At 39.5% G+C, this 15,494-nt stretch carries 10 protein-coding genes and 1 tRNA gene; 7 read left to right on the top strand and 4 right to left on the bottom strand.

Features of this window, described 5'->3' with window-relative positions:
• Positions 1-2,193 carry an FUSC family membrane protein gene (locus GVK91_RS12380; protein ID WP_220801481.1) on the bottom strand — a complete coding sequence of 731 codons (2,193 nt, stop codon included), beginning with the start codon at positions 2,191-2,193 and terminating at the stop codon, positions 1-3.
• Positions 2,194-2,580: 387 nt separating this feature from the next.
• Between GVK91_RS12380 and GVK91_RS12375 the strand changes: the two genes are divergently transcribed.
• From GVK91_RS12375 to GVK91_RS12350, 6 genes are all read left to right on the top strand, one after another.
• Complete coding sequence (locus tag GVK91_RS12375; protein WP_153846127.1) at positions 2,581-5,157, top strand: phosphoenolpyruvate carboxylase; 2,577 nt, start codon at positions 2,581-2,583, stop codon at positions 5,155-5,157.
• A gap of 75 nt (positions 5,158-5,232) precedes the next feature.
• Complete coding sequence (locus tag GVK91_RS12370; protein WP_159729053.1) at positions 5,233-5,775, top strand: hypothetical protein; 543 nt, start codon at positions 5,233-5,235, stop codon at positions 5,773-5,775.
• A 365-nt stretch (positions 5,776-6,140) separates the two neighbouring features.
• The gene (locus GVK91_RS12365; protein WP_120334907.1) at positions 6,141-7,019 is read left to right on the top strand and encodes an exopolyphosphatase; all 879 of its coding nucleotides are present in this window, start codon (positions 6,141-6,143) and stop codon (positions 7,017-7,019) included.
• 74 nt (positions 7,020-7,093) lie between these two features.
• Positions 7,094-7,177 (top strand) — tRNA-Leu (locus GVK91_RS12360).
• 661 nt (positions 7,178-7,838) lie between these two features.
• The gene (locus GVK91_RS12355) at positions 7,839-8,153 is read left to right on the top strand and encodes a hypothetical protein (RefSeq protein WP_145331062.1); all 315 of its coding nucleotides are present in this window, start codon (positions 7,839-7,841) and stop codon (positions 8,151-8,153) included.
• 220 nt (positions 8,154-8,373) lie between these two features.
• Entirely contained in the window at positions 8,374-9,399 is a 1,026-nt protein-coding gene (locus GVK91_RS12350) for a hypothetical protein (protein ID WP_153846130.1), read from the top strand.
• A gap of 133 nt (positions 9,400-9,532) precedes the next feature.
• On the opposite strand, the gene GVK91_RS12345 is transcribed toward GVK91_RS12350, so the two are convergent.
• Both GVK91_RS12345 and GVK91_RS12340 read right to left on the bottom strand, forming a co-directional pair.
• Positions 9,533-9,985 (bottom strand): SRPBCC domain-containing protein, encoded by a 453-nt coding sequence (locus GVK91_RS12345; RefSeq protein WP_153846131.1) that lies wholly within the window; start codon positions 9,983-9,985, stop codon positions 9,533-9,535.
• Positions 9,986-9,989: 4 nt separating this feature from the next.
• Positions 9,990-10,658: a DinB family protein gene (locus tag GVK91_RS12340; protein WP_159729051.1), complete on the bottom strand. Its 669-nt coding sequence runs from the start codon at positions 10,656-10,658 to the stop codon at positions 9,990-9,992.
• Positions 10,659-10,927: 269 nt separating this feature from the next.
• Here GVK91_RS12340 and GVK91_RS12335 point away from each other — a divergent pair, with 269 nt between their 5' ends.
• Positions 10,928-12,913: a glycoside hydrolase family 97 protein gene (locus GVK91_RS12335; RefSeq protein ID WP_159729049.1), complete on the top strand. Its 1,986-nt coding sequence runs from the start codon at positions 10,928-10,930 to the stop codon at positions 12,911-12,913.
• A gap of 101 nt (positions 12,914-13,014) precedes the next feature.
• Here GVK91_RS12335 and GVK91_RS12330 read toward each other — a convergent pair whose 3' ends face one another.
• Positions 13,015-15,378, bottom strand: coding sequence for a glycoside hydrolase family 127 protein (locus GVK91_RS12330; protein ID WP_153846134.1), 2,364 nt, complete (start codon positions 15,376-15,378; stop codon positions 13,015-13,017).
• Between the last annotated feature and the right edge of the window lie 116 nt (positions 15,379-15,494).

The raw sequence follows: 15,494 nt of genomic DNA, 5'->3' as shown, positions 1-15,494 counted from the left end.
TCAGCTTAAAGCTTTAGACAGTTCATTTTCTGACACTGCTGTGCTTTTAGCATGAAGGTCCTGAACTATTTTATGTAGGTCCTGTGAAATTTTATTTAGGAAGTCCAGCTGTTCGGTCAATAGCTGCCCATCAACCGAACTGACATCTGTATTATCAAATTGGTCGTTGGGAATTTCGATCGCCAAAGGAATAAATGCATTGACGCTATCGTCAGAATGTAGCAGCTGAATGGACTGCTCCAAGGAGCTTAATATTTTTCGGATTGTCCGGACATGGTCCTTATTGATATAATTATTGTCCATTTCATCGAGATGGTTCATTAATGTCACCGAAAAAGAAGCTAAAATATGGTTGAATATGACGAATTTATTGACTTCCTTACTATATTTTTGACGTTTCTTGGGTTCGGTAAGCATGCGCTGGAACGTCGAACCCATATTGGCTGTTTCAACGTAGACTGCCTTGCGGGTTAGTTTGTAATCCGTGATGGAAGGCGCTTGGCCTGCAATTTCTTTCAATGCCTGAAAGATGTAATTGTAGTTGGCAATGAGTAGCTTTCGCATGGATTCCTTGACTTGCATGCTTTCCCAATTTGGAAAAATAATATAACTGGATAAGAATGCAATCATGCCCCCGATAAAGGTGTCCAATATTCGTTCTTTCGTGACGTCCAGGGTATTGGCGCTGACGAAGCTCAGCATTATTAATACATAAGGTGTCATAAAAAGTACGGCAATAACATAGTTGACGCGGAATAAACTATATGCCGTCAGAAAAAAGAATACCAAGAGAACAAATAGTATAGTTGGGTCATGTATGGTTAACAGGATGAGGGCTCCGATGAGTCCACCTATTGTTGTACCGATGAGACGCTGGATATTTCTCTCCTTTGTGAGTCCGAAGCCAGGTTTTAGGATAACCATGATGGTTAGGAGGATCCAGTATACATTATTGGTGATATTGGTGACCTCAAACACGTAATAGGTGACCGACATGACAATTGCCATACGGCAGGCATGTCGAAAGATGGTGGATTTTAGGGTAAGATTTTCGCGAAACTTTTTAAAATCAATTGCAGAGCTTTGAACAAAGCGTTTTGCGTCGTCAATTTCTTTTCGTTTGACATCGTCAGGTTGTAGATGCGAGTAACCATAGATATTTTTGATCCGGCGAACCAGATCACGTAAATTGATCAACACCTTGCGTAAAGCAAATGTGCTATATTGTTGATTTTTATCTAGTTGATCAATTTTAGTATGAAGACGACTGAGATCCGAGTCGAAATCGTACAATGGTTTTGGCTGTGTATTTGTATTAAGCTGGTAGGCTAAATTGTCAAGCTCATTGGTATATTTTAAAATCACATTTTTGAAGTCTTCCAAAATGCCAGTAGGTCCAAAGCGTTCGCTAATGGTATTGTAATCATAGTGCGCCGCCATACTTTGTTCAAAGAGATCGACAATATCGTTGAAAACGAGGGTTAAATAACGTCCTACCTTTGTGGTGTCTTTAATCGATCGTTTACTTTGAAATAATACATCCCGTAGGTTTTCCTGATGCTGATTGACTTCAACTTGTTTGTCGATTAGTTTGAGGTAGTTTTTATCATTATCAATTTTAGCATCGTAAAAATTAGCTTTTAGCCGGATGTAATCAGCAACATAGCGAATTGTTTCTGATAGTTCCTGTTCGGCCAGCCTGTAAGGGCGTGCTTGGGTGATGGAAAGACTAATAGCGATATACCATAAACCACCTAAAGTATAGAAACCTAAATAGTTGATGGCCTCTGCAAGAGGGTAGTGAATCTGCACATGGATCAACATCATCAGGATGCACATGAGACCGACGTTGGCGGCTCTTCCATTGAAAACCGCAAACATGGCAAATATAAAGCAGGCTACGCCGATAAAAATTGCCAATAGATATACATTTTGATTAACTATATTGGTTAAAATAAAAGTTAAAGTAGTCAATATCGCACCGGCAATCATACCTTTCCTTCTATGGCTAGGCGCACCGGGGGTATCCGATAAGCCTACTAAGAGCGCTCCCAGAGAGACTATGGTTCCATTGGTAAATTGCCCGATGGTTGCAAAGATCAGGACAGGCACGATACATCCGATGGTAATTCGGAGTCCATCTGCAAAATATTGGCTATAGAAAAAACTTTTTATTTCTTGTGTCTGTTTCATAATGTGTATAGTACAAACTTAGATAAATTGCTTTTCATATTAAAAACAATTGTTCTGCTATGTTTGCTCTTTTTTGTACTGATGATAGCGATATAGCTGGTTGATTCCTGTCTGATCAAGAAAGGTTCATTTTGTAGCCGGGCTTTATGAGGTAGGGGATCGACACTGGTCGTTTCCATATTGTACTATGTTAATGTGTTAAAAATGAAAAATTACTAAAATTTGTTAGTATGTTTATAAAATTTCAATTGTTTTTTTGATTAATTTATACTTTTTTATTTGTTTAGATATAATATTGTTATATTTGGGGCCATAGGGTAATTTCAGAGACATTACAAAATTTCAAGAGTCACCTAAACTCTCTTGACCACTTTCAAAGATTTAAATATGAAGCAAAGTAAAAATGAAGCCGTCTTTCAGGACGAGGTATTGACACGCTTTGAGCTTTTCAAAAGTTTGTTTTTAACATTGCCATTTCAACGTGTTAAAGATACCGGTACTTTATTACCATTTTTTGCAAAGCAATGTGAAAAGGGTGTGGATCAGCATTTAACTCCTGATGAGATCATAAAGAGTTTCTTCGATCAGCATGAGGAATTTTCTTCGGAAGAGCAACGTATTGATTTGTTATTTCGATTTGTTCAATATATAGAGCGTCAGGTTGTTTTATTTGATGCGATCGAAGATTCGTCATTTCAGATGGTGGGTCGTGGCGATGATGAAAATGTCTTAGGGGCATTAATTAAAAACGCCGAAGGTAACGAAGATATGCGCCGTAAGATTGTGTCAAAATTGAAGGATTTTTCTGTACGTCTTGTATTGACTGCACATCCTACTCAATTTTATCCGGGACCGGTATTGGGTATTATCAACGACCTGATCGATGCAATCAAGACCAACGATATTCATAGTATCCACCTGCTGTTACAGCAATTGGGTAAAACACCTTTCATCAATAAAAATAAACCTACTCCAGTTGATGAGGCTGCGAGCTTAGCTTGGTTTTTGGAAAACGTGTTTTATAAAGTGGCATCGGAGATTCAATCCTTCATTGATGATGAATTGGATGTTGATACCGAAGAGGTAAAACAATTGATTGAGCTTGGCTTTTGGCCGGGAGGTGACCGAGACGGGAATCCTAACGTAAGTGTTGATAGCACCAAGAAAGTTGCCGCTTTGCTACGTACTATCTTGTTTAGATGTTACTATAGAGATTTCCGTATCGTTAGACGACGCATCACATTTAGAGGTGTGGAGGAGTATATGGAAAATCTGCAGACATTGTTCTACGAAAATAGTTTTAATCCGGTCGAACATCCTGCAGACGAAACCGATAATATTATCACGAATCTAAAAGCAATCAAAAATGTTTTGGAGGAATATCACAATGGACTTTTTGTAGAGATCGTTGATGATCTACTCCGTAAAGTGATGACTTTTGGTTGTTTCTTTACCACATTGGATATCAGACAAGACAGCCGCATATTACGTGAGGCTACCAATTATCTGATTCAGCACAACCAGGAAAAGACTGGAATGCCATTGGATTATCTGGAGCTTAGTGAAAATGATAAGCAAAAAGCATTAAAATTCAAAGAACTTGATTTAACGGTGGGAGAGGATGCGGATCCGTTAACGAAAGATACTTCGGGCGTGATAAAATTATTAAAGGAGATTCAACGTTCCGGTTCTGAGCGAGCTGCACAACGCTTTATTATCAGTAATTGCCAGCAAGCAAGTGATATTTTGGGACTGCGTCAATTATTTTTATGGTCCGGATGGAAGAAGGATGCTTTAACGATCGATTTTGTGCCCTTGTTTGAGACCGTTGATGACTTGACGAGAGCAGCGGACGTGATGAAAACCTTGTATAGTAATAAGGAGTACAAGGCACATTTGAAACGAAGAGGAAACAAACAGACGATTATGTTGGGTTATTCAGATAGTACCAAAGACGGTGGATATCTGATGGCGAACTGGTCGATCTATCGTGCGAAAATCGAACTTACGGCGATATCACGCGAATACGATGTCGATTTGGTATTCTTTGATGGCCGCGGTGGGCCTCCAGCACGTGGTGGTGGTAAAACGCAACGTTTTTACGCATCTATGGGTAAGGAGATTGCCAACGATCATATTCAATTGACGATTCAGGGACAGACAATCAGTAGCCAGTACGGATCTTTAGATACAGCGCGGTTTAATATTGAGCAACTTTTGCATGCCGGTATTATTTCAGATTTAAAGCAACGTGTGGGCGATACTTTAACCAAGCATCAACAGGAGATCATTGATAAGCTAGCTGAGTTGAGTCATCATAAGTTTATGGATCTACGCACGAATGAATTGTTTTTACCATATTTGGAGACGATGTCGCCATTGAAAGCGTTATCCTCGATCAATATTTCAAGTAGACCTGTAAAACGTAACTCAGGCCGTGAATTGCGACTGGAAGACCTGCGGGCGATTAGCTTTGTAACTTCATGGAGCCAGCTGAAACAAAATATTCCTGGATTTTATGGTGTCGGAACAGCATTGCAATGGGCTGAAAAAAATAACCTCTGGAAAGACGTGCAGCAATTATATGTTTCATCGGGATTTTTCCAGACATTGATCGACAACTGTATGATGTCGATGACAAAGTCAAACTTTGATATTACAGCATACATGAAAGATGATCCTATCTATGGTGATTTTTGGAAAACTTTGTATGCCGAGTATCAGATAACAAAAGAATATTTGTTAAAACTGAGCGGAACCTCAAAATTGATGGAGAACTATCCTGTGGATCGTGAGTCTATTTTAGCGCGCGAGGGGATTGTATTACCGTTATTAGTTATACAGCATTTTGCGATTCGTGCATTGAATTCGGATCAGCTGACTGATGCGCAACGTGAAGATTATTCGAAGTTAATAGCGCGTACAATCTTTGGCGTGGTGAATGCCGGAAGAAATGTTGCGTAATTTTTCTTTCTTTTCACGGATAGGGTTTCGGAGAACATATATTTTATCTACTTTTGTATAGTTAACAAAATTGATATGAAGATTAATAAGTTATTTATTGTTGCGGCTTGTGCGGGTACATTATTTGCATCTTGTGGTCAAACAGCTGCAGATAGACAGCGTCAATACTCTAATGCATCCTTAGCGGATGGTGATGCTTTCGCAATGATTAAATTCGTTGGCGAAAATGGAAACTACTTGGTAAATCTTGCCGATGTAGCTGCAAAACAATCTACCTCAACAGAGGTGAAAAATGTAGCCGCAAAGATTAAAGAGGCTTACGCAACAGTTTTACCAGAATTGGACAATTTAGCAAAAGAATTGCATGTTGGCGAGGCGCAACGTGGTGTGCCTGCATTTCAAGTTCCAGCTTCAGTTGGTTCGGACAGCACAGCGGCATTCAACGATAAAGCATTTTTAGCACTTGTGGTTAAAAAACAAGGTGAGATCAATACAAGATTGTCTCATGAAGAACACAATACAAACAAGGATGTTATTCACCTTTCGGAAGAGTCTTTGAAAAAAGTGGAAGAGATCTACAAATTAGCTGGCGGTAAAGTTGAAGAACACCATCACTAAGAAATAAGATAAATAGAAGGAAAGGAGTATTCATTAAAATGAATATTCCTTTTTTTATGAGTTTTTTGCTGGCAATAATGGATTTTCTGTATGGAATTGTGATAGGTACTGCGTTTCGATAGCATGTGCTAGTTGTATCCTGAGTCAGTTGATTGTCAGCGAGATGATTTTGTCGGGAAATGAGTTTATATTTTTGATCAATAGGAATTTTAGTTGTTTTACGACAATATCAGGTGTTGTGCACGCAAGAATTCCTTGTAATAATCGTTTGTTATTTGTTAAATTAATGATAACTTAACATTTGTATAACATAGTTTTTAATAACTGTGTTTATTTTAGCGTAATTTAATGAAATCGTATATAAAGTGAGATACGCCGCAATAGATATAGGCTCCAATGCAGTCCGTCTTTTGATAGCTGACATTATAGGACAGAAAGACCAATATAATTTTAAGAAAAATACACTGTTACGTGTTCCACTCCGTTTGGGAGATGACGCGTTTATTCATCAGGAAATTTCACCAAGGAAAGCCGAGAGTTTGATCAAAACGATGAAGGCTTTTCGGGAGTTGATGGATGTTTATCACGTGGAGGATTATATGGCCTGTGCGACGTCGGCCATGCGTGATGCGCGAAATGGGGCTGACATTGTTGCGGAGGTCAAGAAAAACGGTATAAACATCGACATTATCGAAGGGGCAAAGGAGGCTGAGATTATTTACAATAGTCATTGGGATAATAAGATGGAAAAGGACAAAGTTTACCTTTACATTGATGTTGGTGGCGGTAGCACTGAATTATCGTTATTCGCCAATGGTGTTTTGGTTAATTCTAAGTCTTTCAACTTGGGTACGATTCGTATTTTGGACAATCAGGATAAGGCAGAAACCTGGGATGAATTGAGGGAATGGGTACGTAGCAATACGCATATGTATAAGCAAGTCGTTGGGATCGGTACTGGCGGTAATATTAATAAGCTTGCACGCCTCTCTAATGAGAAGCTGGATAAACCATTATCCTATGCCAAATTAAAAGCGGTATATGAACATTTATCTTCCTTTTCTTTAAAAGAGCGCATTATTTTATTGGGGTTAAACGAAGATCGTGCGGATGTAATTATACCTGCAAGTGAAATTTTCCTGACGATTATGAAGTATGGCCGTCTAAAACAAATCATTGTTCCAAGGGTTGGACTTGTTGACGGTGTAATTAGAACCTTGATCAATAGGAATTTAGTGAAATAATGCTTTAAAAAGCAATTTTCGACTTGTAAAAGAGCGAAAAATCTTTATTTTTGTGATACCAAAGGTGAGTATGAGCCCAGGTGGCGAAATTGGTAGACGCACCATCTTGAGGGGGTGGCGCTCGCATGGGCGTGGCAGTTCGAATCTGCTCCTGGGCACTTAAGGAGACACTAGTCAATAGTAGTCTCCTTTTTTTATGAACAAAATATATCTCACATCCAAGGCATATGATAAATTTGATAATAATAAAGCTTTATTGGTTTATTTGGATAAAAATTTACATCGGGGCCGGTTCTAAGTTTATGGACCTAAGTCTTATAAGAAGCTATTCTGTAATTTGCTCGTGGTGTTTATCTTGTATAGATAGGTTTTCCAGGAAACCAATTAGCGCCATTACCACCACAGGTAAATACTTTCTGCTTTCTCTATTATTTTCCATTTTCTTATAAAAAGCAATGTTTACGGTTCGCTATTCTAATTTTTAACCCCATTTGCGCTAGTATATTTGGGCATTGTTAACGAATTTGTCCGATGCTGTAATAATTGGGCTGCTGAACTGTAGTTTATTTTGAATCAGACCCCTAAATACAAATAATGCTAGAGACATACAATGTATAAAAATAAGACTTGCTGTCATGATTAACCTATATAGTACAAACAGTCGTATTACGAATAATAGACTAACAACCACGAATAATGAATAAGTTGCAACAAATAATAAATAACCGTAAAATTAGTTAAAGGCGTTTCTATTTTTACTTCCATAAAATAAAGACCTGCTTCAAAAGCATGTTATGGTTTAACAAAAAAATAGAAACAATGAAAAAATTAATGATGAGTTTGATGGCCGTTGCGCTGCTATCTACAGTGGCTTCTGCAAAGACAACAGAAAAGGCTCCAAAAGAAAATGTCAATGTTAAAACGACGACTTACCGCCTTCCTAAAACGAACACCCTCGTGAAGGTCACCGAAGAGGTCAAAGAAAGCAAAGGCCAATTAACGCATTGTGTTTTTGTATTGAGTTTTTATGACTATGATACGGCACAATTGGTCGGTACACATACTTCAGACACCTATACGAGTGGCGGTTGTGGATCGTTCTTTAGAGCGTGTAGAGCTTTTTGGGGTGTTTAATGCAGTCGATCGCTCTTGATTTCAACCAGCTGAGAGGCTTCTGCATTTTCACGGTGTTACAAAAGATTAAATCTAAGCGGGGTGAAAACCCCGCTTTTTTTGTTTTGGACTGATGAAAAAAAATGTTATCTTCGATTATTATATTTAATTTATCAGATAAAAAAGTGCGAGCGATCCCTGTTTTTAATGATAACGGAATTTGAAACCGAAGAACTTCAATATGCACACTAGAAATTTTTTACTTCTTCTTAGCTCACTGATATGGCTAAGTTGTACAAAAGATCCCATCGAGCCAAAGGTAGAGCCCCCAGAGGTGGTGCCTACAGATACCACCAAAAATGAACCCACTGTTCCGCCAGATAAGTATGAAATTCGAAAAGTAGAGTTTCAGATGAATAAACTGTTCGCTGATGACTATATTGATGAAAAGGTTTTCCTGGGTGGACTTTGGAGCCTCAAAGATACCCTTGAAGGTCCCCAGCTAGAAAGCCTGGAAGCAAAAGCAAAAAAAGTTAAATTCCATTTTTTGTCTGATAACGATTTCTCTGTAGATATGGGGTTCTTTGAACCCAGCTATGCGAATGGCCTTGCTTATGCCAATAAGTTCGAAAAATCGAAACAGGCGAGCAGCATGAATTTCTCCTCCAGTACTTTTGAAGATTACGCCGAAATACAGGGATTTCTTGGTAATTCGAAGGATGTAAAAAAGGCCCTATCCCTTGTGAGACATGCAGATTCAACGACGATCAGTAAACCCAATAGTACACTTCGGATAGGCAATGTCAATAAGCTTACAATATATATTGATTATACGGAGTATTATGAAGCTTATCCAACATCGGAAGTAGAGGCATTAACCAAAGCCGGCTATTCTCCTTATGTGCTTGCTTCGGTGACTTATGGTACTCATATGATTCTGATGGGAGAAACTGATTCAACACGGGTAAGGCTCAATACAGCGATAGACAAAATATTGGAAAAGAAAGCGCTGGATGACATAGATACCAAAGTCCTGGATTGTAGTAGTCTGCTGATCTACTATCGTGGTGGCGGGAAGAACAGTTTTATTCAGTATCCAAAAGGAGCCCAGGCTATTGGGGCAGCACTCCGCGATATGCTCCTTTATGTGAGTCAGACGGAAAATATCTTTAATTATCCACTTACTTATGACTTCATGAGCCTGAAAGACTATAGTACCTTAAAGTATTATAATATATTCGATATTAGGGTTAAAAAACAAAAGTAAACGAGCGAAAAAACGGCATCGGTTAAATACAAAAACGGCATCTAAATCTAGATGCCGTTTTTGTATTTAACCGACAAGCTGCTGAACTGTGTATTGATATCGCAAAGCTATTCAATACGTAGGGGTATTTTACTTATTCCGTTTCACTGATTTCCTTTAGCCGTTGCAAAGCATCTGGCCAAGCTTCATTAAAGTAATCGATGTATTCGTCGTTTGTATCAACATCCACTTTCAATAATGTTTGTCCCTCGATGGCTGAAAAAGAATAGTTTTCTAACGCTCCTGCCCAATCTTCAACAGTTGGTCCGGATAAAATTTCCTGGCCCTTATCTAAGATGCCAAGGTGGCGAATAGATACATATGAATTTGGAATATATTCAGCAATCTCTGCTACCATTCCGCCTTTTTCACCATTTTCATTGACGCCGGTAAAATGAATTCTTTGTCCCTTTTCCCAAACGCCTTCGAAATCAGAACTCGGATTGAACGCACTGGTCCATTGTTTGTACGTTTCTTTATCGAGCATTGTTTTAAAAACCCGCGACACAGGAGCATCAATCTTAATTTGATAGGTCAATTTCTTCATCTTTCTATTGTTTTGGAAAATTGGGATCGGCTTTTATTTCAGCGATCTGTTTGGTATGACGTGCACAATGTGCAGCAATAAACATCAGGGCTTGGTAACCATCAATTGGACCGGTTGGGGAGTCGCTGACATGATTTCTAAGATCTTCCGCATCAGCTTTTTTGATATAATCAAGTACTGGCTGACGCGCGGCATTGAAATCAGCGAGTGCTGTTTTCACATTTTTATAAATCCCCTCCGGTTGGAGTTCCTTGGGTGCCTGATATTTGTGACTCCTGTCTGTGAGTGCATTCTTGAGATTGTCGTCGGTCATCTTGATCTCTTTCCGCCTTTCAGGTTGTGGATCTTGATCCAGGCCTTTTTTTGCCATGTCAAATATCATTCGTTCTGAACGAATGATATGTTCAAGGCATTGACTGATGGACCATTTGTCAGGCGCTGGTTTAAATTGGAGCTGCGCTTCGCTTAAACCCGCAACCTGCTTTTCAAGTTCCGCAGTTGTTTGATTAAAGTATTGTAATAGCGAGTCGGTTCCCACATAATTACGTTTTAAGCTCTGTTTTTTTAATATCAGCGCAATGTTTTCGTTCTTTTGCTCGAGCAATAATCGTGATTTAGCTGACAATGGAGCTAAGGAAGCAGTTGCTATACTTGCAATTGCTATCATGTTCATAATTAGATTCATAGTTTAATACGTATTAAAATCGTAAAAATAAATGTCACTACTTCTTTACAATTATAACACATTTTTGTTTTCTATATCTTTCCATAAGGCAAGAAAAGGTGGGGAGGCCGGCTCCCTAATCAGAAGGTAATAATTCCTTAGATAGTGGCATCAATTGCTGGATAAGGGACGTATTGTATAATAAGTGTTTTTTGTACATTTATTAAAATAAAACCTTATCTTTAACGTAATAACTAACCTACTATTTGAGTTAATCTATGTTAAATCACAATTATACGCGCTATTTTGGACGTTTACCATTAAAACCTTGTGTTTTGGTATGTATCGTATCTTTATTGGGCACAATTGCTGTAGCGCAGCAGACATCGGTATCTAGTCCTGATGGAACTTTGACCGTTAAGTTGGATCTGAAAAATGGCAATCTATTTTATGAGGTTGAACTGGAAGGGAAAACGATGTTGGAAGCTTCTCCGCTTGGGCTTCAAAGCAAGACGATAAATTTAAGTGATAATTTGCATCCAGTAGCAGAAAAAAGAGCTGAAATTTCGACCAATTATAACGAGTCAAAAATCAAACGCAGTCAGGTAGCGTATAAAGCGAATGAATTGCGTTATTTGTTGGAGAATGCTTCAAAGCAACAGATTGAGGTTACTTTCCGTGTTAGCAACAGCAATATAGCATTCCGATATTATGTGCCTCAGGTAGGCGAGCCGGCCAATTTTGCATTAATGAAGGAGGAGAGTGGTTTTAAATTTCCACTCATTACAACAACATTTTTAACAGCCCAAGCTTCCCCGATGATAGGCTGGATGAAAACAAAACCAAGTTATGAAGAGGAGTATCAGGTAGATCAGGCCTTAGGGGTACCTTCGAAGTATGGTGTTGGATATACTTTTCCTGCGCTCTTTCATGTTGGGGATCGTGGATGGGTACTTGTTTCGGAAACGGGTGTATCAAGCGCATATTGTGCATCCAAGTTAAGCGAAGGTACGAAGGATGGCCTTTATAGTATTGCTTTCCCGGAAGAAGGGGAGAACAATGGCATTGGACGTGCAGCTCCCACAATTTCATTACCCGGTTATACACCTTGGCGCACACTGACTATCGGGAGCAATCTAAAACCCATTGTGGAGACGACCATTCCTTTTGATGTTGTAGAGCCGCAATATCCGGCGTCGAAGAAATACGAATTCGGACGGGCGACGTGGAGTTGGCTGGAATGGCAGGATGGTAGTATTAATTTTGAAGACCAAAAGAAGTTTATTGATTTGTCAGCTTCAATGGGTTATGAATTTGTATTGATCGACAATTGGTGGGATACAAAGATCGGTCATGAAAAAATTGAACAATTGGTGGCTTATGGAAAGGAGCGGGGTGTAGGTATTTGCCTGTGGTACAATTCGAACGGATTCTGGAACGACGCACCGCAAACACCAAAAAATAAAATGAATACTTCGATCGCACGTAAAGCCGAGATGCAATGGATGCAGCGTGTGGGCATTAAAGGAATCAAAGTTGATTTTTTTGGAGGTGATAAACAGGAAACACTTAAGCTTTACGAAGATATTCTTTCAGATGCAAATGATTATGGGTTAACAGTTATATTTCATGGATGTACTTTACCGCGGGGTTGGGAGCGTATGTATCCGAATTTCGTGGGTAGTGAAGCTGTATTGGCTTCCGAAAACTTGATTTTCACACAACATGCAAATGATACGGAGGCATTTAATGCGACTTTACATCCATTTATTCGCAATGCCGTGGCGGCAATGGATTTTGGTCCGGTTTTGCTGAACAAACGTCATAACCGTGAGAATAACGGTGGTACTATTCGCAAAACGACAGAAACATTTCAATTGGCAACCGCGATTTTATTTCAGACTCCAGTGCAAAATTTTGGATTGACACCCAATAATCTACAGGAAATGCCAACCCATGTGATTGATTTTATGAAACAGGTACCTACAACCTGGGATGAAACAATTTTTATTGATGGTTATCCAGGTAAATATGTCATACTTGCCCGGAGAAAGAGTGATACATGGTATATAGCGGGTATAAATGCCGAGGGCAAAGAAAAGATTGTATCGGTGAATTTGCCCATATTGAGTACGGATGCGGTACAGCTAATCGACGATAACATCGCCCGGGAATCAAAACAGAAACAAATTCGACTTTCCAAAACAAAGACCATCAAATTGACATTGCAACCTGATGGCGCGATTGTTTTAATCGGAAAATAAATAACAGCGCTCTTCTGACGAATTGAATCATTCTTGATAAACTGAATTACTCCAGGCTAAGTGAATCAATCTTGACTAATGGAAACTACCGCACAGATCCATTAGTCAGGACGAAGAGTTCGGATTTCTAGGATCTTGTGGCTTGTAGATCCTGCCCCGGCCTTAATTTTTAGTTCTATTTTGGTTTTACCTGTACCATCAATGGGAAGCTTTATACGTATTGTTTTAATGGTTGGCTTCTCGTCCTTGTCTTCCATTGTGCAGATAGTTTTACCATCGACCACAACCTCAGTTACCCTTGATGAGTTGTCTGCCAGCAATTTGATTGCTATCAGTTGGGTCTCGGGCGTTATTTTCATCACATAACTAAACCAGTCTTTTGTATCGCGCCAGCGTGTATCGCCGAATGCCCCAGCATTGCTATTTTGCTCGTGAAAAAAGTGATCTGATTCCGGCTGTTGCTCTCCAGCGACGACCTTATCGACTGTTTTGGCAGCTAGCGCTAAGCTTTCTATTTCATCACTGTTCATTTTCTCCTGTAACGCCTCTAGTTCCTTTTCTGTTGCTTGAGGCCAATAGATCATATAACGGGAATCATGAATACCGAAAAAGGGTTCTAGTTCCATTTGAATACCTTTTTTTTCCAAATAAAGATCTGAGAGCGTAAAGTGTAAGGGCTTTGATGCTATTGGTTTTACAAGTGTCGGAATATTGTTCGGTTCAGCTTTAAGAATTGGGAGATCACGTAAAGGGATTTGTTTTCCCGATGCAATGTGCCCCATTCGGCTGTCATCGGCCTGAAGTCCCAAAAGATCTTCCTGTCCAGTACGGGCACCCATAACAAGAGGTCCATATAAAATACTATAATAATTGCTTTTATCAGGCAACTGCTCAGTATGTATCCCCATAGGCAATTCAAGACTGACGATATCACCCTTTCGCCATGTACGTTTGATTTGGATATGCTCATTCGTTGAACTGAAATTGTGGTAGGGCTTTCCATTGATCAATACATGCGGAGCTGCGGTCAGCCAGTTGGGTTTACGAATAAACAAGCTGAATGAAGTCGGTTTTTTGGGGTTGATTCGAATGCTTGTGTTGGCTTCTGTCGGAAAGCTCGTTTCTTGAATGACTTCGGTGTTTTTCGCTTTCCAATCCAAGCGTGAAGGAATAAACAAATTGACGAATAAGTCATTGTTGCGTTGTGCATAGATCATTTCACCATATTTGGCGTGGTTTTCCATCCCCGATCCAACGCAGCACCACATACTTGTCTGTGTTTGTGAATAAACGCGATAATGCCCCGGACGGATTTGTGTGAAATAAACTAATCCACCATGTTCGGGATGTTGTGTCGATAAGATGTGGTTGTAAAGAGCACGTTCATAAAAATCGAGGTATTTTCCTTGCGGATCAGTTTGGTAGAGCATTTTTGTGAGCCGTAACATATTGTACGTATTGCAGGTTTCAGGTCCCTCAATGCTATATAACATCTTTGAAAAATCGTCCGTTGGGTTAAAATGCTCACTCACACTATTTCCACCAATAGCAATCGAGCGATGTTCGACAACATTATCCCAAAAGTACCGAACAGCCTCAGCCCATTTTTCGTTGTGGGAAAGGTCAGCGATGCGTTTAAAACCGAGAACTTTTGGAATTTGCGTATTTGCGTGCAATCCTGTTAAATGATCTTTATGCGCTAATAAGGGCTCAAGTATGGATTGATGACTGAATTTACGAGCCAGCTCGAGATAAGTTTGATTTTGGGTAATTGCAGCGACATCAGCAAAGGTTTCGTTCAGTCCACCGTGTTCACTTCGTAACATCTCCTGTATTTGAGCTTCGGAAAGTTGACCAACCAACTTAAGCGCCCAATCAGTCATCTGAATAAGCATGTCTTTCGCAGATTCATTGCCTGTCAACAAGTAGGCATCTCGCAGGCCAGCATAGGTTTTGTGTATATTATATAGCGGTACCCATTTTCCATTCAAGTTAAAGCTACCGGCGTTGATCCGGCCTTGTTGAATCTCTGTCCAACTAATTTTACCCCCAGGTACCCCGCCAATGTATCCGTTTCCATTTGCTTCCTGACAACGTTTCAAGTTGGCCAGCATGTAATCCAGGCGTTCCTTGATGCGAAGATCTCCTGTAGCGGCATACATATGAGCAAGCGCAGATAGATAATGACCTCCGATATGGCCATCTAATCCTGTATTTTCCCAATTGGTATAAGAGTCTTTTTTAAGCGGTAAATTGGCTTCGCGTAAAAATGGAGCCAACAATCGATCCGGGTCCATTTCCAATAAATAAGTGATGTCCAGGTCTTCAGCATGTTTAAAAACTCCAGGTAACAACCTTACATCTCTTAAATCGAAATAATTTAATTGCGGAGTTGTTTGAGCAGATAGCGCCAGACTAAATAAGCTTAAGAGAGCACTGTGCAAAAATTTGTTTTTGAAGATCATATGGACTGAAATTATCATTTGTTATTAACAAGATCTGATGAGCTTGTCTGGTTAGCCGTTATGTATAAAAAAGACCGGTAAATCAAAGATATTAAATGTGTTATTTATTTTAAGTG

It is taken from the genome of Sphingobacterium sp. 18053 (assembly GCF_902706145.1).
GTDB lineage: Bacteria > Bacteroidota > Bacteroidia > Sphingobacteriales > Sphingobacteriaceae > Sphingobacterium > Sphingobacterium paramultivorum.
Note: the sequence above shows the minus strand (reverse complement) of the source record. Positions and strands in the feature narration are given on the sequence as shown.